Source organism: Streptomyces sp. Q6, from assembly GCF_036967205.1.
In the GTDB taxonomy this organism is placed as follows: Bacteria; Actinomycetota; Actinomycetes; order Streptomycetales; family Streptomycetaceae; genus Streptomyces; species Streptomyces citrinus.
Map to the genome: position 1 here is coordinate 1565235 of NZ_CP146022.1, position 24350 is coordinate 1589584.

General features: G+C 71.4%; 21 protein-coding genes and 1 pseudogene. 7 read left to right on the plus strand and 15 right to left on the minus strand.

The window, feature by feature from the left end:
- Positions 1-9: 9 nt before the first annotated feature.
- The 4 genes and pseudogenes from V2W30_RS07415 to V2W30_RS07430 all read right to left on the minus strand — a co-directional run bounded on the left by V2W30_RS07415 (position 10) and on the right by V2W30_RS07430 (position 4872).
- On the minus strand, positions 10-1290 hold the full coding sequence (locus tag V2W30_RS07415; protein WP_338694633.1) for a haloacid dehalogenase-like hydrolase: 1281 nt from the start codon (positions 1288-1290) through the stop codon (positions 10-12).
- Positions 1291-1323: 33 nt separating this feature from the next.
- On the minus strand, positions 1324-2106 hold the full coding sequence (locus tag V2W30_RS07420; RefSeq protein WP_338694634.1) for a 3-oxoacyl-ACP reductase: 783 nt from the start codon (positions 2104-2106) through the stop codon (positions 1324-1326).
- A pseudogene (locus V2W30_RS07425) lies at positions 2103-3490 on the minus strand (aldehyde dehydrogenase family protein). The gene V2W30_RS07420 and the pseudogene V2W30_RS07425 overlap by 4 nt, the downstream one beginning before the upstream one ends.
- A 23-nt stretch (positions 3491-3513) precedes the next feature.
- A complete protein-coding gene (locus V2W30_RS07430; protein ID WP_338694635.1) occupies positions 3514-4872 on the minus strand; it encodes a glutamine synthetase family protein in 1359 nt (452 codons plus the stop codon).
- Positions 4873-4965: 93 nt separating this feature from the next.
- On the opposite strand from V2W30_RS07430, the gene V2W30_RS07435 reads away from it, so the two are divergent.
- The gene (locus V2W30_RS07435; RefSeq protein WP_338694637.1) at positions 4966-5766 is read left to right on the plus strand and encodes a FadR/GntR family transcriptional regulator; all 801 of its coding nucleotides are present in this window, start codon (positions 4966-4968) and stop codon (positions 5764-5766) included.
- 107 nt (positions 5767-5873) lie between these two features.
- Positions 5874-6572, plus strand: a complete 699-nt coding sequence (locus V2W30_RS07440; RefSeq protein ID WP_338703520.1) for a gamma-glutamyl-gamma-aminobutyrate hydrolase family protein — start codon at positions 5874-5876, stop codon at positions 6570-6572.
- A gap of 99 nt (positions 6573-6671) precedes the next feature.
- Here the strand turns inward: V2W30_RS07440 and V2W30_RS07445 are convergent, their stop codons facing one another.
- Positions 6672-7613 (minus strand): LysR family transcriptional regulator, encoded by a 942-nt coding sequence (locus V2W30_RS07445; RefSeq protein WP_338694638.1) that lies wholly within the window; start codon positions 7611-7613, stop codon positions 6672-6674.
- A 70-nt stretch (positions 7614-7683) separates the two neighbouring features.
- Between V2W30_RS07445 and V2W30_RS07450 the strand changes: the two genes are divergently transcribed.
- On the plus strand, positions 7684-8829 hold the full coding sequence (locus V2W30_RS07450; protein WP_338694640.1) for a TDT family transporter: 1146 nt from the start codon (positions 7684-7686) through the stop codon (positions 8827-8829).
- Here the strand turns inward: V2W30_RS07450 and V2W30_RS07455 are convergent.
- From V2W30_RS07455 to V2W30_RS07480, 6 genes are all read right to left on the minus strand, one after another.
- Positions 8801-8989: a hypothetical protein gene (locus tag V2W30_RS07455; RefSeq protein ID WP_338694642.1), complete on the minus strand. Its 189-nt coding sequence runs from the start codon at positions 8987-8989 to the stop codon at positions 8801-8803. The two genes, V2W30_RS07450 and V2W30_RS07455, sit on opposite strands and share 29 nt — an antisense overlap.
- Complete coding sequence (locus tag V2W30_RS07460) at positions 8986-9708, minus strand: helical backbone metal receptor (RefSeq protein ID WP_338694644.1); 723 nt, start codon at positions 9706-9708, stop codon at positions 8986-8988. The genes V2W30_RS07455 and V2W30_RS07460 overlap by 4 nt, the downstream gene beginning before the upstream one ends.
- A gap of 11 nt (positions 9709-9719) precedes the next feature.
- Positions 9720-10298, minus strand: coding sequence for an XRE family transcriptional regulator (locus V2W30_RS07465; RefSeq protein ID WP_338694646.1), 579 nt, complete (start codon positions 10296-10298; stop codon positions 9720-9722).
- Positions 10299-10419: 121 nt separating this feature from the next.
- Complete coding sequence (locus tag V2W30_RS07470) at positions 10420-11394, minus strand: hypothetical protein (protein WP_338694648.1); 975 nt, start codon at positions 11392-11394, stop codon at positions 10420-10422.
- A 94-nt stretch (positions 11395-11488) separates the two neighbouring features.
- Positions 11489-14101 carry an ABC transporter permease/substrate binding protein gene (locus V2W30_RS07475; protein WP_338694650.1) on the minus strand — a complete coding sequence of 871 codons (2613 nt, stop codon included), beginning with the start codon at positions 14099-14101 and terminating at the stop codon, positions 11489-11491.
- Positions 14094-15227: a glycine betaine/L-proline ABC transporter ATP-binding protein gene (locus tag V2W30_RS07480; RefSeq protein ID WP_338694651.1), complete on the minus strand. Its 1134-nt coding sequence runs from the start codon at positions 15225-15227 to the stop codon at positions 14094-14096. Before V2W30_RS07480 ends, V2W30_RS07475 begins: the two co-directional genes overlap by 8 nt.
- A 292-nt stretch (positions 15228-15519) precedes the next feature.
- Between V2W30_RS07480 and V2W30_RS07485 the strand changes: the two genes are divergently transcribed.
- A complete protein-coding gene (locus tag V2W30_RS07485) occupies positions 15520-16479 on the plus strand; it encodes a 5'-3' exonuclease (protein ID WP_338703521.1) in 960 nt (319 codons plus the stop codon).
- A 49-nt stretch (positions 16480-16528) separates the two neighbouring features.
- Positions 16529-17368: a siderophore-interacting protein gene (locus tag V2W30_RS07490; RefSeq protein ID WP_338694652.1), complete on the plus strand. Its 840-nt coding sequence runs from the start codon at positions 16529-16531 to the stop codon at positions 17366-17368.
- A 30-nt stretch (positions 17369-17398) separates the two neighbouring features.
- Here the strand turns inward: V2W30_RS07490 and V2W30_RS07495 are convergent, their stop codons facing one another.
- From V2W30_RS07495 to V2W30_RS07505, 3 genes are all read right to left on the minus strand, one after another.
- Positions 17399-18190 (minus strand): ABC transporter permease, encoded by a 792-nt coding sequence (locus tag V2W30_RS07495; RefSeq protein WP_338694654.1) that lies wholly within the window; start codon positions 18188-18190, stop codon positions 17399-17401.
- Positions 18187-19188, minus strand: coding sequence for an ATP-binding cassette domain-containing protein (locus tag V2W30_RS07500; RefSeq protein ID WP_338694656.1), 1002 nt, complete (start codon positions 19186-19188; stop codon positions 18187-18189). Before V2W30_RS07500 ends, V2W30_RS07495 begins: the two co-directional genes overlap by 4 nt.
- Positions 19189-19397: 209 nt before the next feature.
- Positions 19398-20045, minus strand: coding sequence for a PadR family transcriptional regulator (locus tag V2W30_RS07505; protein ID WP_338694658.1), 648 nt, complete (start codon positions 20043-20045; stop codon positions 19398-19400).
- A gap of 230 nt (positions 20046-20275) precedes the next feature.
- Here V2W30_RS07505 and V2W30_RS07510 point away from each other — a divergent pair, with 230 nt between their 5' ends.
- Together V2W30_RS07510 and V2W30_RS07515 are read left to right on the plus strand one after the other, a co-directional pair.
- Positions 20276-21823, plus strand: a complete 1548-nt coding sequence (locus tag V2W30_RS07510) for an amino acid permease (RefSeq protein WP_338694660.1) — start codon at positions 20276-20278, stop codon at positions 21821-21823.
- Positions 21824-21854: 31 nt separating this feature from the next.
- A complete protein-coding gene (locus tag V2W30_RS07515) occupies positions 21855-22802 on the plus strand; it encodes an RluA family pseudouridine synthase (RefSeq protein WP_338694662.1) in 948 nt (315 codons plus the stop codon).
- Here V2W30_RS07515 and V2W30_RS07520 read toward each other — a convergent pair.
- A complete protein-coding gene (locus tag V2W30_RS07520; protein ID WP_338694663.1) occupies positions 22796-24298 on the minus strand; it encodes a cytochrome P450 in 1503 nt (500 codons plus the stop codon). The genes V2W30_RS07515 and V2W30_RS07520 overlap by 7 nt on opposite strands.
- Positions 24299-24350: the final 52 nt, after the last annotated feature.

The following is a 24350-nucleotide window of genomic DNA, read 5'->3' on the forward strand; positions in this document are numbered from 1 at the left end:
GCGGGAGGGTCAGTACACGGCGTCCGTCTGATCGGGCACGACCGAACCGTCGTCCCTCAGAAGCGGTCCGAAGCCGCCCTCGGGCCGGTTGTAGGCGGCCGTCGAGCACGGATAGGTGCCCGCCTTGCGCGGCAGCGGCTCGATGAACATCGGGTTGGCGACCCAGCGTCCGTCGGCGTTGTCGTAGGCGCGGCACATGATCTCGTTCTTGTTCCGGTTGAGGACGAGGTGGGCGCCGGTCGCGTCGCCGACGAACGTCACGTCGGTGTCGGCGTCACCGCCGCCGAGCGCGATCCGCTTGCTCCACCGCTGCTTCTCCCAGGCCGCCTCGCCCTTGACGTGGAAGATGTCCTGGTTGATCCAGCAGCGCTTGCCGTCGATGTACGGGATGGCCTCGCCCTGGTTGCGGCCGACTCCGCCGCAGCCCTCGTTGTACGTCGTGATGCGGCCCTCGGCGTCCAGGACGGAGCGGATCGCGATGGTGTGCCCGCGGTCGATGCCGACGCCGCGCGACCACACCTCGGTCACGGGCTCGGACCCGGCCGACACGATGTAGACGTCGAAGCCGGCCTTCCGCAACGTACGGATGAGGTCGCGCTGTTGGTCGTAGTAGCGGACGTAGCCGGGGATGGTGTGCGTGCCCAGTTTCTGGGTCGCGCCGATCGGCGCGGCGAGGGCCTCGGTGCGGGCGGCGGCCGCGTACGACTCCAGCTCGGGGACGGTGTGGCCCGCGAACAGCTGGGGCACCCAGGCGTACTGGGGCACGGTGCGGCGGTGGTTCCAGTCGCCCGCGAAGGCGGCGGCGCCGCTCATCGTCTTCCCGGACTCGCGGATGTTGAAGATCTCGTCCGTGCAGTCGGTGTCGGTGGAGGTGGGCAGCGGGGATCCGACGGGAACGGCGGTGCCGCAGGCGGCGGTGAGTGCCTTGTCGGCGTCGTCGGTCATCCACGCGCTGGTCTTCTTCCAGCTCGCGGGCCGCAGGATCTTGTCGTGCTTCAGCGACCAGGCGATGGTCGCGTCGGTGACGTCGTTCTTGGAGACGGTGTTGTCCCAGTCGAACGCGGCGACGGGACGCGGGCCGTGGTGACCGTCGCAGGTCCCGCGTTCGTCGATCATGCGTTGGAGCTTGGCCCGGTTCTGCCCGTACCAGGGCAGCTCCGTGGAGAGCTGCGGGCACTTTCCGGACGTGGGGGACGCGGACGTGGCGGCGGCCGCAGGAGAGACGAGAGCCGCGGTCACCAGGACGGTGACCACGGCTGAGGTCCACGCGGCAACATCTCTGTTACGCATGTGAAGGGACCGTACACCCGGTTGTCGCGTCCCCTACAGAGGCGTGACGTAGGCGCCCGAGATCCCGCCGTCCACAAGGAAGTCGGTGGCGTTGACGAAGGAGGAGTCGTCGCTGGCCAGGAAGGCGACGGCGGCCGCGATCTCGTCGGCCTCGGCGAACCGGCCGACCGGAATGTGCACGAGGCGGCGCGCCGCCCGCTCCGGGTCCTTGGCGAACAGCTCCTGGAGGAGCGGGGTGTTGACGGGTCCGGGGCACAGGGCGTTGACGCGGATGCCCTCGCGGGCGAACTGCACGCCCAGCTCGCGGGACATGGCGAGGACACCGCCCTTGGACGCGGTGTACGAGATCTGCGAGGTCGCCGCGCCCATCCGGGCCACGAACGACGCCGTGTTGATGATGGAGCCCTTGCCCTGCCGCCGCATGTAGGGGATCGCGGCCTTGCAACACAGGTACACGGAGGTGAGGTTGACCTCCTGGACGCGCTTCCACGCCTCCAGGCCCGTGTCGAGGATGGAGTCGTCGTCGGGCGGCGAGATGCCCGCGTTGTTGAAGGCGATGTCGACCGAGCCGTAGGTGTCGTGGGCGGTCTTGAAGAGGGCGTCGACCTGTTCGGCGTCGGTGACGTCGACCTGGACGAAGGTGCCGCCGACCTCCTCGGCCGTCTTCTTGCCCGCCACCTCGTCGATGTCGCCGCAGACGACGTGGGCGCCCTCGGCGGCGAGCCGGCGCGCGGTGGCGAGGCCGATGCCGCTGCCGGCGCCGGTGATGACGGCGGTGCGGCCGACGAGACGGCGGCAGATGATGTCCTGAGTCACAGGGAAGGGCCCTCCGTGCTGATGAAGACGTTCTTGGTTTCGGTGAAGGCGGTGAGGGCGTCGGGGCCCAGTTCGCGGCCGAGCCCGGACTGTTTGTAGCCGCCGAAGGGGGTCCAGTAGCGCACGCTGGAGTGCGAGTTGACGGACAGGTTCCCGGCGCGGACCGCTCCGGACACGCGCAGGGCGCGGCTCAGGTCGCGGGTCCAGACGGAGCCGGAGAGGCCGTACGGGGTGCCGTTGGCGAGACGGATGGCGTCGGCCTCGTCGGTGAACGGCAGGAGGACGGCGACGGGGCCGAAGATCTCCTCGACGGCCGCGTCCGCGTCCTCGGCCTCCCCGGTCAGGACGGTCGGCGGGAACCAGAAGCCGGGCCCGGTCGGGGCGCTGCCGCGGATCGCGGGGGCGTCGTCGGCGACGAAGTGACGTACCCGGTCCAGCTGCTGACGGGAGATCAGTGGGCCCATCCGGGTCTTCTCGTCGAGGGGGTCACCGACCACGACGGCGCCGATCGCGTCCGTGAGCAGTGCGACGGCCTCCTCGTACACGGACGCGTGGACGAGGACGCGGGTGCGGGCGCAGCAGTCCTGGCCGGAGTTGTCGAGGAAGGAGAACGGGTCGAGGGCGCGGGGCAGGTCGGCGTCCGGGAAGACGATGTTGGGGCTCTTGCCGCCCAGTTCGAGGGTGACGGGCTTGGCCTGCTCGGCGCAGCGGCGCATGACCTCGCGGCCGGTACGGGTCGAGCCGGTGAAGACGATCTTCGCGACGTCCGGGTGGTCGACGAGGGCGCGGCCCGCGGTGGTGCCGTATCCGGGCAGGACCTGGAGAAGGCCCTCGGGAAGGCCCGCCTCCAGGGCGAGTTCGGCCAGGCGCAGGGCGGTGAGCGGGGTCGTCTCGGCGGGCTTGAGGACGACCGCGTTGCCCGCGGCGAGGGCGGGGGCCGCGCCCCAGGCGGCGATCGGCATCGGGAAGTTCCAGGGGGCGATGACGCCGACGACGCCGAGCGGCTCGTGGAAGGTGACGTTCCAGCCGCCGGGGGCGGGGATCTGCGCGCCGTTGAGACGTTCGGCGCCGCCGGCCGCGTACAGCAGCAGGTCCCGTACGTTGCCCGCTTCCCAGCGCGCGTTGCCGAGCAGGTGTCCGGCCTCGCGGACCTCCGACCGGGCCAGTTCCTCCACGTGTCGGTCGACGGTGTCGGCGAAGCGGCGGAGCAGTCGGGCGCGGTCGGCGGGGCCGCGGCGGCCCAACCGCGCTGTGCCTGGACGGCGCGGCGCACGGCGCGGTCGACGTCGCCCGCGTCGGCGGCGGGGACGGTGGCGACGACCTCCTCGGTGGCCGGGTTGAGGACGGTGAGGGTGTTCGGTTCGGTGCTCGGGTCGGTGCTCAGGTCGATCTCCCGGTCGGGCAAGGTCACAGCCTTTCGAATCCTCGGCGAAGCTCCCAGTCGGTGACGGCGGCGTCGAACGCGTCGAGTTCGACCCGCGCCAGGTTGCGGTAGTGGGCGACGACCTCGTCCCCGAACGCGGCCCGTGCGATGGGGCTGTTCTCCCAGAGCTCGGCGGCCTCGCGCAGGGTGGAGGGGACGTGCTCGTACCCGGCGGTGTAGGCGTTCCCGGCGCAGGGCTCGGGGAGTTCGAGCTTGTGCTCCACGCCGTACAGGCCCGCCGCGACGAGACCGGCGACGGCCAGGTGCGGGTTGACGTCGCCGCCGGGGAGCCGGTTCTCGAAGCGGAGCGAGCGGCCGTGGCCGACGACGCGCAGCGCGCAGGTGCGGTTGTCGTGGCCCCACGCGACGGCGGTCGGCGCGAAGGAGCCCGGCTGGAACCGCTTGTACGAGTTGATGTTCGGCGCGTAGAGGAGGGAGAAGTCGCGCAGGGCGGCGAGCTGGCCGGCAAGGAAGTGCCGCATCAGCTCGGTCATCCCGTCGGGCCCCGCCATCGCGCTGGCGCCGTCGGCGTCGGTGAGCGAGAGGTGGATGTGGCAGGAGTTGCCCTCGCGCTCGTTGTACTTCGCCATGAAGGTGAGCGAGACGCCGTCCTGCGCGGCGATCTCCTTGGCTCCCGTCTTGTAGATGGCGTGCTGGTCGCAGGTGACGAGCGCCTCGTCGTAGCGGAAGACGATCTCGTGCTGGCCGGGATTGCACTCACCCTTGGCGGACTCGACGGTGAGGCCCGCGCCCGCCATGTCGTTGCGGATGCGGCGCAGGAGCGGCTCGATGCGGCCGGTGCCGAGGACGGAGTAGTCGATGTTGTACTGGTTCGCCGGGGTGAGCCCCCGGTAGTTGGCGTCCCAGGCCTGTTCGTACGTGTCCTTGAAGACGATGAACTCCAGCTCGGTGCCGACCTGGGCGCTCAGGCCGAGTTCGGCGAGCCGGTCGAGCTGGCGGCGCAGGATCTGGCGGGGCGCGGCGACGACGGGCGAGCCGTCCTCCCAGGCGAGGTCGGCGACGAGCATCGCGGTACCCGCGTTCCAGGGGACGCGGCGCAGGGTGCTCAGGTCGGGGTGCATGGCGAAGTCGCCGTAGCCGCGGTCCCAGGAGGACATCGCGTACCCCTCGACCGTGTTCATCTCGGTGTCGACGGCGAGGAGGTAGTTGCAGCCCTCGGTGCCGTGGTGCAGGACCTCGTCGAGGAAGAACCGGGCGGCGAAGCGCTTGCCCTGGAGGCGGCCTTGCATGTCGGGGAAGGCCAGGACGACAGTGTCGATCTCTCCGCTCGCGACGAGGGCGTGCAACTCCTCGACGGCGAGCGGGGGTGTGCGGTCTGCCACGGGAAATCCTCCTTGGGCCCTGGGGTCCCTTGGGTCAGCCGAGAGCCATAAGGTATTGCCGAGAACCTTTGCTTGGGAAGGGGGTTGGGCCAGATGTCGCACAGAGGGCACGCCGAGGATGCCGGGAGCGCCGAGTCGGTGGCGGACGCCGAGGACGCCTCGCGCACGGGACAGGCGGACACCGACGGGGGCACCTTGGCGACGGTGCTGCGTCCCGTCCGGGCCGGCAACGGCTTCGAGGAGGCCCTGGAGCAGATCCTCCAGGTGGTCAGGCTCGGCCTGGTGCCGGAAGGTGAACGGCTGCCGTCGGAGCGGGAGTTGGCGGACCGGCTCGGGATCAGCCGGGTCACCCTGCGCGAGGTGCTCAAGGTGCTCCAGGACCAGGGCCTGGTGGCGTCGCGGCGCGGCCGGTACGGGGGCACGTTCGTGGTGCCGCGCACGGCGGCGCCCGGCGAGGACGAACTGCGCCGGCGCCTGAAGGGCGTGGACGTGGAGGACGCGCTGCGGTTCCGCGAGGTCCTGGAGGTGGGGGCGGCGGGGCTGTGCGCGACGCACGGGCTCGACGCGGCGCGGGCCGGGCGGCTGCGCGCGGCGCTCGCCGACACCCATGACGCCCCGCTCGGCGACTACCGCCGCCGGGACACCCGGCTGCACCTCGTCCTCGCGGAGCTGTCCGGCTCGCCGTCGCTCGCGGCGCAGTACGCGGCGGTGCGCGCGACCGTGAACGAACTCCTGGACTGCATACCGCTGTTGGTGCGGAACCTGGAGCACTCCCAGCGCCAGCACACGGCCCTGGTGGACGCGGTGCTCGACGGGGACGCGGACGGCGCGCGGGAGATCATGCGCGAGCACTGCGCGGGCACCGCGGCGCTGCTGCGCGGGTTCCTCACATAAAAGGTCTGGTTCTGCTCCATTGATCCGTGCCCACATGCTGAACCGCTCGGCGTGCGGTGCGGCGGTCTCGTAGGCTCGTGATCTCCCTGACCGAGAAGGATCACGACATGGTGAGCAGGCCGCTGATCGGCATCAGCACCTATCTGGAGGAACACGCCAGTTGGGGCGTGTGGCAGTTGCCCGCGGCCCTCCTCCCGGCCGGCTATCCGCAGCTCGTGCAGTCCTCCGGCGGGCTGGCCGCGATGGTGCCGCCGGACGACCCGAAGCACGCGCCGTCGGTGGTGGCGCGGCTCGACGGGGTGATCATCGCGGGCGGTCCCGACGTGGAGCCCGCGCGGTACGGGGCCGAGCGCGACCCGCGTACGGGGCCCGCGGCCACGGAGCGCGACACATGGGAACTCGCCCTGATCCGGGCCGCGTTGATGTCGGGGACGCCGCTGCTCGGCATCTGCCGCGGCATGCAGCTCCTGAACGTGGCGCTGGGCGGCACGCTCACGCAGCACATCGAGGGCCATGTGAAGGAGATCGGGACGTTCGGCCGCCACACCGTCACGTCGGTGCCCGGCACCCGGTACGGGGACCTCGTCCCGGAGCCGTCGGACGTCCCGACCTACCACCACCAGGCGGTGGACCGCCTCGGCAAGGGCCTCGTGGCCTCGGCGCACGCGGCGGACGGCACCGTCGAGGCGGTGGAACTGCCCGGCATGTCCTGGGTGATCGGCGTCCAGTGGCACCCCGAGATGGGCGACGACGCACGCGTCACGCAGGGTCTGGTCCGAGCGGCTTCGGACCCGCACGGCTTCTAGCCGCGGGCCCGCGACGTCGAGCTCGGTCAAACCCCTGCGGCGACTGAGCAGCGGGGTCCGGGCGGAGCCGGGAGCCCCGGGGCATCGGCGGGACGCCGCTCAGCCCGACCGGGTCAGCGACAGCAGATCGCGCGCGGGCCCGGTCGGCCGATGCCCCGTCGGCCACACCGCCCGCAGGTCCCGGCTGAGGATCGCGCCCTCCAGCGGAATCTGGACCAGCCGCCGAGAGGCCAGCTCCTCCCCGACCGCCAGCTCACTGAGTACCGAGGGCCCCGCCCCACTGACCGCCGACGCCTTCACCGCGGTCGTCGACGACAGCTCGATCAGCGGACGCGCGAGCCCCCCGAGCGCCGCCTCCAGCACCTGCCGCGTGCCCGAGCCCTCCTCCCGCAGGATCAGCGGGGTCGCCGCCAGTTCGTCCGCGAGCAGCGGCCGCCGGCGCCGCGACCAGGGGTGGCCCGGTGCGGCCACCACGATCAGGCTGTCCTGCGCGATGACCGCGGAGTCCAGGCCGGCCGGCACGGAGACGCCCTCGACGAACCCCAGGTCCGCCTCGCCGGAGAGCAGTCGCTCGCCGACCGTCGCCGAGTTCCCGGCGAGCAGCGACACCGCGGTGTCCGGGCGCTCGGCGCGCAGGGCGATGAGCCAGCGCGGCAGCAGGTACTCGGCGATCGTCATGCTCGCCGCGACCCGGAGCCGGGAGTCCCGCCGGTCGCGCAGCGCCTGCGCGCCCGCGTCGAACTCCTCCGCCGCGTCGACGATCCGCCGCGCCCAGTCCGTGACGAGCGCGCCGGTGCCGGTGAGCCGCGAGCCGCGCGGTGAGCGGTCGACCAGGGCCAGGCCCAGCTGCCGCTCCATGGAACGGATGCGGCTGCTGGCCGCGGGCTGCGTGATGCCGAGTTCGCGGGCGGCGGCGCCGAGGCTGCCCAGACGGGCGACAGCGAGCAGCAGTTCCAGCGCGCCGAGGTCGGGGACCCGGTGCGCGAGCAGGCCCGGTGGGTGCTGATCCGTGTCCGTACGCTCCCCGCGCTCCTTGCTCATAAATCCAGCTTATGCCCTCATAGCGACAACGTCCCTGGTGGGGGCCGCGCGCCCGCGGGAGCGTGAGGACATGGTCACCGTCGCCCACCCCGCATCCCTCGCCGTGCGCACCCCGCGCGTGCCGGCCGTCCGCCACCTCGGCCCTAACTGGTACGCGTCCGTCATGGGCACGGCGATCGTCGCCAACGCGGGCGCCACGCTGCCCGTGCAGGTCACCGGGGTGCGCACGGCGTGCACGATCGTGTGGGCGCTGTCCTTCGTGCTGCTGCTGGTGCTGCTCGGCGCGCGGGCCGCGCACTGGGCGCACCACCGCGACCAGGCGCGGGCGCACCTCCTGGACCCGGCGGTGGCCCCCTTCTACGGCTGTCTGTCGATGGCGCTGCTCGCGGTGGGTGCGGGGACGCTGCTCGTGGGGCGGGACTGGATCGGGCTCGGCGCGGCCGTCGCCGTCGACACGGTCCTGTTCGTCGTGGGCACGCTCGTCGGTCTCGTCGCCGCGGTGGCGATCCCGTATCTGATGGTGGTCCGGCACCGCGTCGGGCCGGGGCAGGCGTCGCCGGTGTGGCTGCTGCCGCTCGTCGCGCCGATGGTGTCGGCGGCCGTGGGCCCGCTCCTGGTGCCGCATCTCCCGGCCGGGCAGGCGCGCCGGACCCTGCTGCTCGCGTGCGACGGCCTGTTCGGGCTGAGTCTTCTCGCGACCCTGGTGATGCTGCCGATGATCTTCTCGCGGCTCGTCACGGCCGGTCCGCTGCCGCTCGCGCTGACGCCGACGCTGTTCCTGGTGCTCGGTCCGCTGGGCCAGTCGACGACCGCCGCCAACAAGTTCGCGGATGTCGCGGGCGGCGTGCTGCCCGAGGCGTACGCGCACGGCTTCACCGTGTTCGCCGTTCTCTACGGCGTTCCGGTGATGGGCTTCGCGCTGCTGTGGCTGGCGCTCGCCGTGGCGATGGTGGTGCGGGCGCGCCGCGGGGGCATGGGGTTCGCGATGACGTGGTGGGCGTTCACGTTCCCCGTCGGCACGTGCGTGACCGGCGCGGAGGGCCTCGGCAAGCACACCGGCCTCGTCGCGTTCGACGCCCTCGCGATCGTCCTGTACGTGGCGCTGGTGGCGGCCTGGGCGGTGGCCGCGGTGCACACGGCACGCGGTCTGCGCGGCGGCCGACTGCTCGCACCGCCGCCCGCCCGGGTCACCGCTTCAGTGCCCGGTACCGCTTGAGCAGGATGGTGATCCGCGCCGGGTCCGCCGCGCCGTTCAGCTCGGTCAGCAGGTCGTCGGGGCAGAGTTCGTAGTGGTCGCCCCACCAGCGGCGGCCCGCGGTGTCCCAGATCCGGTACCCGCCGGGCACGCCCCGGGCGACATAGCGCCGTCGGCTCACCGCTCCCCCGCTCCTCCGCGCAGCGCGGCCCCGAGGATGTGCGGGGCCGTGACCAACGACGGCCCGTACCAGGTGAGATGACGCCCGCTGACCAGGGCCGACGGGGTGGTGAACGCCTCGGGACCGTCCTCGGCGGTGAAAGGGTAGGGCTCGTCGGGCAGCACCACCAAGTCCTTTTCCGTGGCGCGCAGTTCGTCGAGCGTCACCCGGGGATAGCGGTCGGGGTGCGTCGCGTACGCGTTGTCGACGCCGAGCCGGGACAGCAGGTCGCCGGCGAAGGTGTCCCGGCCGAGCACCATCCAGGGCCGCCGCCAGATCGGCACGATCGCCGTCGACCGGGGCCCGCCGGGCGGCGGTGCGGACCAGGCCGCCTCCGCCTCGTCCAGCCAGCGCGGTCGCGACGCCGCCCCGCAGGCCCGCAGGACCCGGTCCAGTTCCCGTACGGCGTCCGGGAGTCGGCGTACCTCGGTGACGAGGACCTCGACACCGGCCGCGCGCAGGGCGGCGAGGTCGGGCGCCCGGTTCTCCTCCTCGTTGGCGACGACGAGATCGGGGCGGAGCGCGACGATCGCCGGGACGTCCGGGTTCTTGGTGCCGCCGATCCGGGGGACGCCGAGGTCCGCGGGGTGCGTGCACCAGTCGGTCGCGCCGGCCAGGACGCCGGGCAGCGTCACGGCGACGGCCTCGGTCAGCGACGGGACCAGGGAGACGACCCGCACGTCCGCCGCCGCTACTTCGGGCCCGGCTCGTCGACCGCTTCGATGTGCTCGGCGACCGCCACGACGAGGACCCGCGCGTCCGGCACGGTCGCCCGCCACCGGTGCCGTACGCCACCGGTCAGGTACAGCGTGTCACCGCGCACCAGGCGGTACGCGCGTCCCTCGGCCTCGACCTCGACGGCGCCCTCGGTGACGTACATGAGCACGTCGTTGCGCAGCTGGAACTCGCGGCCCGGGTCGTGGTCCCCCACGAACTCCTGGGCGTGCATCTGATGGTGGCCGCGGACGAGGGACCGTACGACGGATTCGGTGCCGTCCCCTTCCTCCACGGAGGTGTCGTCGGCACGCACCAGGTCCACGGTGCGGGCGGGGTCGGCGGCGGCGAGGAGTTCGACGGCGGTGGTGCCGAGGGCGTCGGCGACCTTCTCCAGGGAGCGGTGGCTGGGCCGGGCCCGCTCGTTCTCGACCTGGCTGAGGAACGGCACGGACAGGCCGCTGCGCTCGGCGACGGCGGAGAGGGTCAGTTCGAGCGTGCGGCGACGGCGCCGCACGGCCGCGCCCACGCGAAGTGTCTCCTTGTGTTCGTCCACGACTTCCGCTCCCTCCCGCCGGATCCCACCGTTGTGCTGTTCGTTTCTCTGCACCCTACGCATGTTCGCCAGACGGTTTCATGCGAGCGGAGGAAGCCGTGGGTCGGTATCGCGTCGTGTGCTAGAGCTCCCGCCAGTACACGAGCTGTCCGGCCTCGCCGGTCGCGGCCCCCTCCGCGGGGATGAACAGGCTTACCAGGAGAGCGGGCCGGCCACCAGGGTCCGTGATCAGGGTCGCCGACGGATTCGCGAAGGACGTGGAGCCGCCGTGGGTGCGCAGCGGGACGCGGTCGGCCCGGCCGGAGGCGGGGTCGTAGGCGTACGTGGACCAGCTGCCGAAGTCGTCGCGCCACCGCTGGCCCTCGATGAGGACCATCGGCTGTCCGGCCAGTTCGAGGGGGGCGCGGTCGCCGATGTTGCCGGTGGCGCCGTGCGCCTCGATGGCGCGGTCGAGGCGGTGCGCGGGTGCGGCGTGCCAGTCGGTGAAGTCGCGCAGGGTGGCGGTGAGCTGCCGGTCCGTGTCGCAGTCCGCGCGGTAGTGGCCGGTCAGCCGGATCGTGCCGCCGTGCGCGGTCGTGATCGCGGGGGTGCCCTCGGAGCAGCGGGAGAGGGTGCGGGGCGCGTCGAAGGCGTGGGCGGCGCGGCCGGTCAGGAGCGCGTCGAGGTCCTCGTAGCCGCGCACCGCGATGTGGTTGGCGGGGTCCTTCTCGTACGCGAGGACATAGCCGCCGCGGCCGTCGGCGGCGAGCGTCGGCTGGCTGGATCCCGCTCCGAAGTCGTGGCGCCGCTGCCAGTGCGCGAGGTCGTCGGAGGTGGCGACGGCCGAGTGGAAGCGGCCGTCGGCGAGCATCGTGTGGTAGACGGCGAGATACGTGCCGTCGGGGGCCTGCGCGATCTGGGCGGCGTCCATGGTGCGCCCGGTGTCGTCGGCGGTGGCGTAGTGGTAGCCGTCCGCCTCCCCGACATTCGCGGCAAGCTCCGCAAAACGGGCGGTGGCGGTCGAAGCCGCCGCGGCGCTGGCGGCGGGCAGCTGCGCGAACAGCAGGACGGCGGCGAGCGCGGCGGCGGCGAAGGCGCTGAGCCGGGCGGCGGACACGGTGCTGTCGAGCGTACGAACGCGGACCGTGCCACCGGAACGGCGGCGAGGGTGGGCTGTCTCACAGCCCACCCCTCGCGTCACACGGCGGGAATCAGGAAGCGGTCATCCGCTTCTCGACGTCCGCGTGCTCCTTCAGCCATGCGGTGACGGCCTCTTCCTCGTGGCCCTGACCGCGGTCCTTGATCTCGGCCTCCAGACTGCCCAGCTCGTCCTCGCTCATCCTGAAGTTCTTGAACCACTTCGTGAGCTGCGGGTACTTGCCCGGGAAGTCCTTGTTGGAGATCGTGCGGATCGTGTTGCCCTCACCGAACGTCTTCTTCGGGTCGGCCAGCTTGTTCAGCTTGTACTCGCTGTACGCCCAGTGCGGCGACCAGAGCACGACCGCGATCGGCTCCTTCTTGGCGTACGACCGCTTGAGCTCGGCCAGCATCGCCGGCGTGGAGCCGTCGACGACCTTGTACTCCTTGTCCAGGCCGTAGCCGGGGAGCACCTTCTTCTTGAGGAGGTTCATCTCGCCGGTGCCCGGCTCGATGCCGATGATCTTCCCGTCGAAGGTCTTCGACTTGCCCTTGAGGTCCGCGAGGGACTTGACGCCCTTCACGTACGACGGGACGGCCAGCTCCAGGGAGGTCGGGCTGTACCAGCTGCCCAGGTCCTTCAGGTCGTCCTTGTGCTGGTCCCAGTAGTTCTTCTGCGCGTACGGCAGCCAGGCGTCGAAGTTGACGTCCAGGTCACCACTGGCGAGGCCGGTGTAGACCGGGCCCACGTCCATCTGCTTGAGGTTGAGCCGGTAGCCGCGCTTCTCCAGGACGTTCTTCCAGAGGTACGTGACCGCGATGTCCTCGTCCCACGGGAACCAGGCGACGTTCACCGGGTCCTTGGAGTCGGACGCCGAACCGGACGGCTTCTTGACCGGGGCGAGCTTGTCGACGACGCCGGGGTGGGACTTCAGCCACGTCTTGACGGCGTCCTGCTGCCGGCCCTTGCCCGCCTTGTTGATCTCGGCCTCAAGACTCGTGAGCTGCTTCTCGGTCATCTTGAAGTTCTTGAGCCACTTGGCGACCTCGGGGTTCTCGTCACCGAAGCCCTTGCGGGACAGCGTGTGCACGCCGTCGCCCTTGCCCCAGACCCCCTTCGGGTCCTTGAGCTTCTTCAGCTTGTAGTCGTTGTACGCCCAGTGCGGCGACCACAGCGGAACCACGATCGGCTGCTTCTTGGCGTACGCGCGCTTCAGCTCGGCCAGCATCGCGGGCGTCGAGCTGTCGACGACCTTGTACTCCTTGTCGAGCCCGTACGCCTTGAGCACCTTGCTCTTGAGCAGGGCGGTCTCACCGGCGCTCGCCTCGATGCCGGTGATCTTGCCGCCGAACTTGGCGCCCTGGCCCTTGAGGTCCGCGAGCGAGTCGATGCCCTTCATGTAGGCGGGCACCGTGAGCTCCAGGGACGTCTCGCCGTACCAGGCGCCCAGGTCGTCGAGCTGCTTGCCGTACTTCTTCCAGTACTGGGCGTGCGTGGTCGGCAGCCAGGAGTCGGTCTCGAAGTCGATGTTGCCCTGGGCGAGCGAGGTGTAGAGCGGCCCCGCGTCCATCTGCTTGGCCTCGACGTCGAAGCCGCGCTGTTCCAGGATCTCCTTCCACAGGAACGTGGAGGCGACGCCCTCGTCCCAGGGGATGTAGCCGATGGAGATCTTCTTGCCCTTGCCGACGTTCGAGGTGTCGGCCGCGGCGGTCGTGGCCGGCGAGTTGCCGAACATGCCCATGCCGCCCGCGACGAGCGCGAGGATGACGACGCCGACGACGGCGACAGCCGGGCGGGGACGGTACGACCAGATCTTCAGGCCCTGCGCGGAGCGCGCCTTGGCGAGCATCCGGCGGCCGAGCGGCGAGACCTGCTGGCCGAGCGAGCTCGTCATGCGGTCGAGGTAGATCGCCAGGATGACGATGGAGATGCCGGCCTCGGCGCCGAGACCCACGTTCAGCTGGCCGATGGCCTCGTTGACGGCGCCACCGAGACCGCCGGTGCCGACCATGCCCGCGATGGCGGCCATGGACAGACCCAGCATGATGACCTGGTTGACACCGGCCATGATCGTCGGCAGGGCGAGCGGCAGCTGCACGCGCCACAGGGTGCTGCTCGGCTTCGTACCGAACGCGTCGGCGGCCTCGACCAGTTCCTTGTCGACCTGCCGGATGCCGAGCTCGGTCATGCGCACGCCCGGGGGCAGCGCGAAGATCAGGGTCGCGACGATGCCGGCGGGCGCGCCGGAGCCGAAGAACAGGATGGCCGGGATCAGGTAGACCATCGCCGGCAGCGTCTGCATCAGGTCGAGGACCGGCCGGAACAGGTTGCTGACCCGGTTGGAGCGCGCCGCCCAGATGCCGAGCGGCACCGAGATGACCAGCGCGATGATCGTCGACACGAGGACAAGCGACAGCGTGAGCATCGCGTCGTCCCACAGTTCCAGGTTGTCGATGAACCAGAACCCGACGAAGGTCAGGACGCCCGCGAGCGTGCCGCGCAGCCAGAAGGCGATGACGGCGAAGATACCCGCGAGGATGAGCGGTTCCGGCGCCTGGAGGACATCGCTGATGCCGTCGTAGATGCCGTTGAAGCAGGTCTTGAAGAAGTCGAAGAGCCACGACATGTGGTTGAGCAGCCACTCGACCACATCGTTGACCCAGTCACCGAACGGAATCCTAGGCACCGGCGTTCACCTTCTCCACCGGCTCGTCGCCCTCGCCGCGCGGCGTGGGGACGGCGTCCTTCGGCGTCTCCACGAGGCCGTTGTCCCCGGCGCTCTCCACGGACTTCATCGGCTCGCCCAGCACGGCGAGCAGCCGCTCGCGCGGTACGACGCCGACGAGTTCGCCGCCCTCACCGGTGACGGCGACGGGTGTCTCGCTGGTCGCGCACGGCGTGAACAGGTCGATGATCGGGGTGTCCTCGGTGACCGTCGCCGGGGCGTCGGAGGCCGCGTACCCCTTCTCGGGGGTGGCCATGATCGCGCCCGCGGTCAGCACGCGGGAGCGGTCGACGTCCTGGGTGAAGGACGCGACGTAGTCGTTGGCCGGGGTGACGAGGATGTCCTCGGCGGAGCCGATCTGGACGATGCGGCCGTCACGCATGACGGCGATGCGGTCGCCCAGGCGCATGGCCTCGTTCAGGTCGTGCGTGATGAAGACGATGGTCTTCTTCAGCGTCTTCTGGAGGTCGAGGAGCTGGTCCTGCATGTCGCGCCGGATCAGCGGGTCGAGCGCGCTGAAGGACTCGTCCATGAGGAGCAGGTCGGCGTCGGTGGCGAGCGCGCGGGCCAGGCCCACACGCTGCTGCATACCGCCGGACAGCTCGTCGGGGAAGGACTTCTCCCAGCCCTTGAGCCCGGCGAGTTCCAGCGCCTCGTGGGCGCGCTTGTCGCGTTCGGCGCGCGGGACGCCCTGCACCTCGAGTCCGTAGCCCGCGTTCTCCAGGACGGAGCGGTGCGGGAACAGCGCGAAGTGCTGGAAGACCATGCTGATCTTCTTGGACCGCACCTCGCGCAGCTCCCGTGCGGAGAGCTGCGTCAGGTCCTGGCCGTCGAAGCGGACGTGTCCCGCGGTGGGCTCCAAAAGTCCGTTCAGCATGCGCAGAAGGGTGGACTTGCCGGATCCCGACAGACCCATGACGACGAAGATCTGGCCGGGCTCGACGGTGAAGGAGGCGTCGATCACGGCGGCGGTGGTGCCGTCGGCGCGCAATTCCTCACGGTCTGCTCCGCGGCGGAGATTCTCCACCGCCTCATCGGGTCGTCTGCCGAACACCTTGTACAGGTCTTCGGCTTCAAGCCTGGACACATACACCTCTCGGGTCGAACCAAGACGGCCCGCCTCCCCCGCCGGCGGGCCGTGGAGCGGTGCGGAGTCTGCCCGCGTGAAACCGGCCAACCATTCAATAGTTGAACGTGTGACCGGCTCCGCTCCGGCTCGGCGCCTGCCCGGCCTTATGCCGATCAAACAGAAGAGTGGTCCAGTTCACATTGCGTTCATGGTTGACGACGTTTCGCACACGAACGGAGCGCCGTGCGGGAGTTCGGCCGCGCGGATCCGCGGCCGTGGCCGACTGCGGGTGTCGGTGGGCTGCGGCATGATGCGAGGCGTGACCCAAGGATCCGAAGCCCCCACCGTGAACCAGCGCCTGATGCTGCTCGACACCGCGTCCCTGTACTTCCGGGCCTACTTCGGGGTGCCGGACTCCGTGAAGGCCCCGGACGGCACACCGGTGAACGCGGTGCGCGGGCTGCTCGAATTCATCACCCGGCTCGTCCACGACCACCACCCCACGCACCTGGTGGCGTGCATGGACGCGGACTGGCGCCCGCAGTGGCGCGTCGACCTGATCCCCTCGTACAAGGCGCACCGCGTCGCCGAGGAGACGGCGGCCGGCACCCCGGACGAGGAGGAGGTCCCCGACACCCTCTCGCCGCAGGTCCCGATCATCGAGGCTGTGCTCGACGCGCTCGGCATCGCGCGCGTGGGCGTCGAGGGGTACGAGGCGGACGACGTGATCGGCACGTTCACCGGCCGTGCGAGCGGCCCGGTCGACATCGTCACCGGCGACCGCGACCTCTTCCAGCTCGTCGACGACAAGCTGGAGCGGCGCGTCCTCTACCCGCTCAAGGGCGTCGGCACCCTCCAGATGACCGACGAGGACCTGCTGCGCGAGAAGTACGGCGTGGACGGCTCCGGTTACGTGGACATGGCCCTGCTGCGCGGCGACCCGAGCGACGGGCTGCCGGGCGTGCCCGGCATCGGCGAGAAGACGGCCGCGAAGCTGCTCGCCCAGTTCGGCGATCTCGCCGGGATCATGGCGGCCGTCGACGACCCGGCGTCCAGGCTGACGCCGACCCAGCGCAAGCGGCTCGACGAGGCGCGGCCGTACATCGCGGTGGCGCCCGCGGTGGTGCGCGTCGCGAGCGACGTACCCCTGCCGGACGTGGACACGGCGCTGCCGCGCGAGCCCCGGGACCCCATGGCCCTGGACGAGTTGGCGGCCCGCTGGGGCTTGGGCGGATCTTTGCACCGGCTCCTCGCCACCCTCGCGGAGTGAGGTGTTAGCTTAGGTAAACCTAAGTAGTGGTGATCGAGGGAGACCGCACATGGCCGAGCGCCCCGCACGCAAGCCCCGCAAGGCCCGTTCCGCGCAGGTGGTACGGACGGAACGGCTGACGCCGCACATGCAGCGGGTGGTCATCGGCGGGGACGGGCTCGCGGACTTCCCTGCGGAGCTGGAGTACACCGACCACTACGTGAAGCTCCTCTTCCCGCCGGCCGGTGTCACGTACGCGGAGCCCTTCGACGCGGAGCGCGTCCGCGAGGAACTGCCGCGCGAGCAGTGGCCCGTGACGCGCACCTACACGGTGCGCGCCTGGGACGCGGCCGCGCGGGAGCTCACCCTCGACTTCGTGGTCCACGGCGACGAGGGCCTCGCGGGTCCGTGGGCCGCGCGCGTGCAACCCGGCGAGACGATCCACTTCATGGGCCCCGGCGGCGCGTACCGTCCCGACACCGCGGCGGACTGGCATCTGTTCGCCGGTGACGAGAGCGCGCTGCCCGCCGTCGCCGCGGCGCTCGAAGCCCTCCCCGAGGGCACCCGGGCCCACGCCTTCCTGGAGGTCGAGGGGCCCGAGGAGGAGCAGAAGATCGACTCCCCGGTGGAGGTGACCTGGCTGCACCGCGCCGGGCGTCCCGTGGGCCAGGCCCTGGTCGCCGCGGTCACCGGACTGGACTTCCCCGAGGGCCGGTTGCACGCGTTCGTGCACGGCGAGGCGGGTTTCGTGAAGGAGCTCCGCCGCCATCTGCGGGTCGACCGGTCGGTCCCGCGCGAGGACCTCTCGATCTCCGGCTACTGGCGCCTCGGCCACAACGAGGACGGCTGGCAGGCGTCGAAGCGCGACTGGAACGCGCAGGTGGAGGCGGAGCAGGAGACGGGCGCCTGACAGCGCCCGCCCCAGCTCCTTCCTCCGGCCCTACACCTTGCGCTGGTACGCCCTGAAGGTGCGCGTCGACAGCCAGACCGCCGCCACCGCGAGGACCAGCAACCCCCCGCCCCTGAGCGCCACGTCCGGCCAGTCCGGGTCGGGGGACATCGCCGAACGCCCGGCGACCATCGCCCAGTCGAGCGGATTGACGTCGGCGGCGTGCCGGATCCAGGGCGGCATCCGGGACGGCGCCATGAACGCCGACGACACGAACGTGAGCGGCAGCAGCAGGAACGTGTTGATCCCGATGATCGACTCCCGCTCCTGCACCAGCATCCCGAGCGCGTTGGACAGCGCCCCGAAGACCGTGCCGAGCAGCACCGAGGCGAGGACCAGGACGAGCACGCCGACGGCGCCGCCCGCGTAGTCCGCCCCGCCCAGCAGGCCGAGCAGCACGATGATCACCGACTGGAGCGCGGTGACCAGGCCGTTGTTGACGACGGTGCCGTTGGCCAGGGCGGTGCGGCTGACCGGTGTGGTCAGGAAGCGGTTGAGGGTGCCGCGCTGGATCTCGTCGAGCGTGGTCATGCCCGCCCACATGTTGGAGCTGAGGGCGCTCATCACGACGACGCCGGGCACCAGATAGTCGAGATACGAGGTGGTGCCGAAGCCGCCGAGTTCGACGACGTCCTTGAAGAGGCTGCCGAAGAGGAACAGCCAGACGACCGGCTGGATCAGCGTGATCAGCAGATACGCGGGCTGCCGCACGAACACCATGAGCTGACGCTGGGTCATGTACCAGGTCTGGGCGAGGGAGTTGGGCGGTGTGACGGTGCTCATCGGGCACCTCCCGTCAGGGCCGGGTCCGTGTCGGCCTCGGTGTAGCGGCGGCCGGCGTGGCGGAGGTAGACGTCGTCGAGGGAGGGGCGGGCGACCGTCGCCGAGGCGACCGCGAGGCCGGCCCGGTCGAGCGCGCCGAGCAGCAGCGGCACCGCCGCCGCGCCGTCGTCGGCGCGCACGCTGATCCGGCGGCCGTCGACGTGCGCCTCGTTGACCCCCGGCAGGCCGGTGAGCGCGCCGTTCAGGAGCGTGCGGCCGCTGTCACCGACCGGTTCGGGCAACGCCAAGTGGACGGCGTCGCCGCGCAGTTCACCCTTGAGGGCGTCGGGGGTGCCCGTCACGACGACCCGGCCGCGGTCGACGATCGCGATGCGCTCGGCGAGCCGGTCGGCCTCCTCCAAGTAGTGCGTGGTGAGCAGGATCGTGAGGCCCTCGTCCCCGGCGAGCCGGGCGATCTCGTCCCACATGGCGGTGCGCGCCTCGGGGTCGAGCCCGGTCGTGGGTTCGTCGAGGAAGAGCACCTCGGGGCGGTGGACGAGACCGAGCGCGACGTCGAGGCGGCGCTGCATACCCCCCGAGTAGCCCTTGACGGGCCGGTCGGCGGCGTCGGCGAGCGCGAACCGGTCGAGCAGGTCGGCGACCCGGGCCTTGAGGCCCGCGCCCCGCAACCCGTAGAGCCTGCCCTGGAGCAGGAGGTTCTCGCGGCCGGTGGCGACGGGGTCGGCGCCGGACTTCTGCGCGACGACGCCGATCGCCCCGCGCACCCGGTCGGGGTGGCGCAGGACGTCGTGTCCCGCGACCTCGGCGGTGCCCGAGTCGGGCCGCGCGAGGGTCGTGAGGATCTTGACGGTGGTGGACTTGCCCGCCCCGTTCGGCCCGAGGAGGCCGAAGACGGTGCCGGGTTCGACGGTGATGTCCAGGGCGTCGAGGGCCGTGACATCGCCGGGGTAGGTCTTGACGAGGTGGCGCGCCCGTACGGCGGGCGCGGTGCTGTTCATGACGGAGCTCTCCCCTGTGGGTGAGTCGGTTACGTGATCGCGCGTACGCGCGGGACGACTGATCCACGTGACGAGCTCCGGGCTACCCTGGGTGTGCCGCACCTCGGTGGCCCGGCCCGCTCCACGGTGGGTCGGTCCGGGGTTCGAGACCCTGGCGGGGCTGCTGCAACAGCTCCGCCGGGGTCTGTTTCCGCATCGGTCGTGCGGTGTCAGCTGTCCGTGGGCGGCCCCTCCAAGTCCTGGAACTCCGGCGGGACTTCACCGGTCTCGTGGAACGAGCGCCACTGCGCGACGCCGTCCAGCGAGCCGCTCCGGACCTCCGCGAGGAAGGACCGGATCCACTCGGCCTGGGCCTGGAGCAGGTGCAGCTGGTACTCGGTCTCCACGAGGAAGATCCGCGGCAGCGTCTCGTACAGCTTGGCGAGCCCGCCGCGCGCGCTCGCCACCTGGACGTCGAGGCTCGCGAGCCGCTCCTCCAGGAGACGCGTCACCTCGTCGGGGTGCAGCACCCCCATCAGCGACAGCGCGGTCTCGAAGATCGGGTACTCGGTGGCCGGGACGGCCAGCAGGTCGGAGAGCCACTCGGCGGCCTCCTCGCGCCCCGCGTCGGTGATCCCGTACAGGGTGCGCTCCGGGCGGTTGCCCTGCCGCTGCACGCCCGCGACCTCGACGAATCCGTGCTTCTCCAGGTTCTGCACGACCGTGTAGAGCGAGCCGTAGTTGATCTTCGTGGTGGTGTCCTTGCCGCGCCGACGCAGCGTCTGCGCGATCTCGTACGGGTGCATGGACTTCTCCATGAGCAGCACCATCACGGCGAGCGCGAGCGGATTGGAGAGCCTGCGCCGCTTCGTCGCCATCGGAACCACCTCGCCGCCACTCACTGACTCGTCTACGAATACTCGTGACCGAACATATCGCGAGCGTCCGGGACGGTCAATACGCGATGCATCGCGAATCAGCGCGGCCCTCCCCTGCCGGGTGAGCACTTGGGTGCGACGTCGACACGGTCATGTCATCCCGGCGAAACAGCGCGCCCCTAATTTCTGTCGCCCGACAGGAATCACGATTCCAGGCAGGTGCTGCGCCCGTGACCACCCTCGCCCCCTCCGACGACCACCCGTCCCGGTCCCTGCCCGACGACGCCTCGCTCACCGAGTTCGGCTACCGCCAGGAGCTGCACCGCAGCCTCGGCCGGTACGCGTCGTTCGCCGCGGGCTTCTCCTTCATCTCGGTCCTGACGACCGTCTTCCAGTTCTTCGCCGTCGGCTACGCGTTCGGCGGCCCGGTCTTCTTCTGGACCTGGCCGGCCGTGCTCGTCGGGCAGTTGCTCGTCGCCGCGTGCTTCGCCGAACTCGCCGCGCGCTACCCGATCTCGGGCGCGATCTACCAGTGGTCGTCCCGGCTCTCCACGCCGTCCTTCGGCTGGTTCGCGGGCTGGATCATGGTGATCGGACAGATCGTGGTCGTGGCGGCGGCCGCGCTCGCGCTCCAGATGGTGATGCCGCCGCTGTGGTCGGGGTTCCAGTTCGTCGGCGGCGACCCCTCGCCCACGTCGGCGACGGGCGCGGCGAACGCGGCGGTCCTCGGTGTGGTCCTGCTGGCGCTCACCACACTGGTGAACGTCGTCGACAACCGCGTGATGTCCCTGATCAACCGGGTCGGCGTGAGCGCCGAGATCATCGGCGCGGTGCTCATCGTGGTGCTGCTGCTCACCCACTCCGAACGGTCCCCCGGCATCACCTTCCATCTGGGCACGGCCGGTCAATCGGGCCTCCTCGCCGCGCTGTTGACCGGCTCGCTCACCGCCGCGTACGTCCTGATCGGCTTCGACAGCGCCGGCGAGATGAGCGAGGAGACGCACCAGCCGCGCCGCACCTCGCCCCGGACGATCCTCACCGCGCTCGGCGCCGCGGGCCTGCTCGGCGGGCTGCTCGTGCTCGGCGGCCTCCTCGCGGCGCCCAGCCTCACCGACGGCGGCCTCGCCTCGGGCGGCCTGAGCTACGTCCTCACCAGCAGCCTCGGCGACGGCGTCGGCCGGGTCCTGCTCGCCGACGTGGTGATCGCCATCGCCGTGGCGACGCTCGCCATCCAGACGGCGGCGTGCCGGATGCTCTTCTCGATGGCCCGCGACGGGGTGCTGCCCTGTTCCCGCGCCCTGTCCCGGGTCAGCCCGCGCACCGGCATGCCGACGGGCCCGGCCCTGGTGGTCGGTGTCTTCGCGGCGGCCCTGCTCCTGCTGAACTTCGCGTCACCGGACGCCTTCCTCGCCATCGGCACGACCTGCATCGTGCTGCTGTACCTGGCGTACGCGATGGTGACCGGCCCGATGCTGGTGCGCAGGCTGCGCGGCCACTACCGGGGCGCCGCCACGGACGGCACCGACGAGACGGGCCGCCCCCTCTTCTCCCTGGGCCGCTGGGGCCTGCCGGTCAACGCCCTCGCCCTGCTCTACGGCCTCTTCATGACCGTCAACCTGGCGTGGCCCCGGGCCGCGGTGTACGACCCGACGGGCGGGCACTGGTACTTCCAGTGGTTCACGGTCCTGTTCCTGGGCGCGGCGGTGGGCGCGGGTGCCGCGTTCCGCTGGACCCGGAGGCAGCGCGGCCGGGCGCGGGCCGCGGTGGCCACCGCGTAAGGAAGCCCCTCTTCCCTCGTACCCTTGCCCGGTGACCCGCCGCTCCCCCCGCACCCCGCCCTCCCCGCTCCCCCAGCGCGACGGGGTCGACCCCGTGCGGGTGCGGCTGCCGGTCGACGGGGAGTGGCGGACCGTACGGGACCACCTCGTGGGGCGGCTGGCGGCGGGCGACGGGGTGATCGACGCGATGATCGGCGCGGGCCGGATCGTGCGGGCGGACGGGTCCGCCGTCACCGCCGACACCCCGTACGAACCCGGCGGGCACGTCTGGTTCCACCGGGACCTCGCGCCCGAGACGCCCGTGCCGTTCGGCGTCGACCTCGTCTACCGCGACGAGCACATCGTCGTCGCGGACAAGCCGCACTTCCTGGCGACGACACCGCGCGGCAGCCATGTCGCGCAGACCCTGCTGGCGCGGCTGCGGCGGGAGACCGGCATCCCCTCGATCGGCCCCGCGCACCGGCTCGACCGGCTGACCGCGGGGCTCGTCCTGTTCGTCGTACGACCGGAGGAGCGCGGCCGGTACCAGACCCTGTTCCGGGACCGGCTCGTCCGCAAGGAGTACGAGGCGGTCGCCGCGTACGACCCCGGCGTCGCGCTGCCCGTCACCGTGCGCAGCCGGATCGAGAAGGAGCGCGGGGTGCTCACCGCCCAGGAGATCCCGGGCGGCGAGGTCAACGCCGAGAGCCATGTCCGACTGGCCGCGCGCCGCGGCCCGTGGGGGCTGTACGCGCTCACGCCGCACACCGGCCGCACCCATCAGCTGCGCGTCCACATGAACAGCCTCGGCCTGCCGATCCTCGGCGATCCGCTCTATCCGCGGATCGCCGAGCCGGTCGCCCCGGACGACTTCCGCAGGCCCCTCCAACTCCTGGCACGCACGCTGGAGTTCAGGGATCCGGTGACCGGGATCGAGCACCGGTTCACCAGCGGACGCGCCCTTGAGGCCTGGGAGTCGTACGACAGCTGGGATCAGTAGCCGCGCCACCAGCGCAGGAAGCGCTGCCAGGCGCCGAGTTTGCGGTGCGGCCTCTCGGGCGCCGGGGCGGCCGGGGGCGGTGCCGGTGCCGCCGGTGCGGGCATGGCCTGTGCCTGGGCCGGTGGGGGCGTCGATACCTGCCAGTCCGTGCGCTGCTGCGCCGGGACCGTGCCCGGCTTGGTGACGACGTCCTGCTGCGCACGCGGGGTGAACTCCACCGGCAGGGCCACCAGATGGCGCGAGAGGATCGTCGAGCGCCACTTCAACTCGCTCTCCGGAACGGAGAGTTCGGCGTCGGGCAGCCGCATCAGGAACGCGTCGACGCCGATGTCGGCGATGGCGCGCCCGATGTCCTGACCGGGGCACTCGTGCGGGCCGCCACCGAACGCGAGGTGCGAGCGGTTGCCCATCATGTGCGCGGTCGGGTCGGGCCGCACCGCCGGGTCCACGTTGCCCGGCTGGATGCCGAAGATCAGGCCGTCGCCCGCGCGGATGTACTGCCCGCCGAGCTCGGTGTCGACCTTGGCGAAGTAGCCGACCATGGCGCTGAACGGCGGCTCGTCCCACAGCGACTGCTCGACGGCCTCGGGCACCGTCATCTGCCCGCCGTTGAGCTGGGCGCGGAAGCGGGGGTCGGTGAGGACGACCCGCAGCACGTTGGCGATGAGGTTGGCCGTGGCCTCGTACGCGGCGATGAGGATGAGCCGCAGGTGCTGGCCGACCTCGTCGTCCGTGAGTCCGGCCGCGTCGGCGATGAGGCCGCTGGTGAAGTCGTCCTCGATGGGGTCGGCCCGGCGCCGCACGGCGAGGTCCATCAGGATGCTCATGATGAACTCGTTGCTGGCGATGGCCGTCTCGGTGCCCTTGAGCATGTCGCGTGCGGCCTGCACGAAGCGCTCGCTGTACGCCTCGGGCGCGCCGAGCACGTCCAGCATCACCATCATCGGCAGGTGCTCGGCGAACTCGCTGACGACCTCGCAGGTGCCGCGCTCGGAGAACCGGTTGATGATCTCCTGGGTGGCCTTGTTGATGCTGCGGCGCAGGGCGCGGTGCTGGATCGTCTCGACGGCGGCGGTGACCGCGCCGCGCAGCCGCAGGTGCTCGGCGCCCTCGGCCATCGAGCAGATGGGCTGCCAGCCGAACACCGGGGCGAGCGGGTGCGTGGGCTTGACGGTGCCGTTCTTCAGGGCGGTCCAGTTGCGGGCGTCGCGGTTGAACTGGGACGTGCCGCGCACCATCTGGAGGTTCTCGCTGTGGCCGAGCACCGCCCACATGCGGACGTCGTCGTGGATCAGCACCGGGGCGACGGCGCCGTGTTCGGCGCGGAGTTTCTCGTAGACGGCCGCGAGGTCCTCGTCGGCCTCGGGCCCGTAGAGCCGGCGCAGTCCGTCCGGGCCGAGGGCGTGCGCGGGGCAGCCGGGCGGCGGGGCGGCCGAGGGGTCCCCGAAGGAGTCGAATCCGGTCGGTGACTGGGAGGGCTGGGAGGGAGGCGTCACGGTGATCGCTCCGGTCGTGTGGTCAACAGTCAACTGAGGGGTGGGAGTCGGG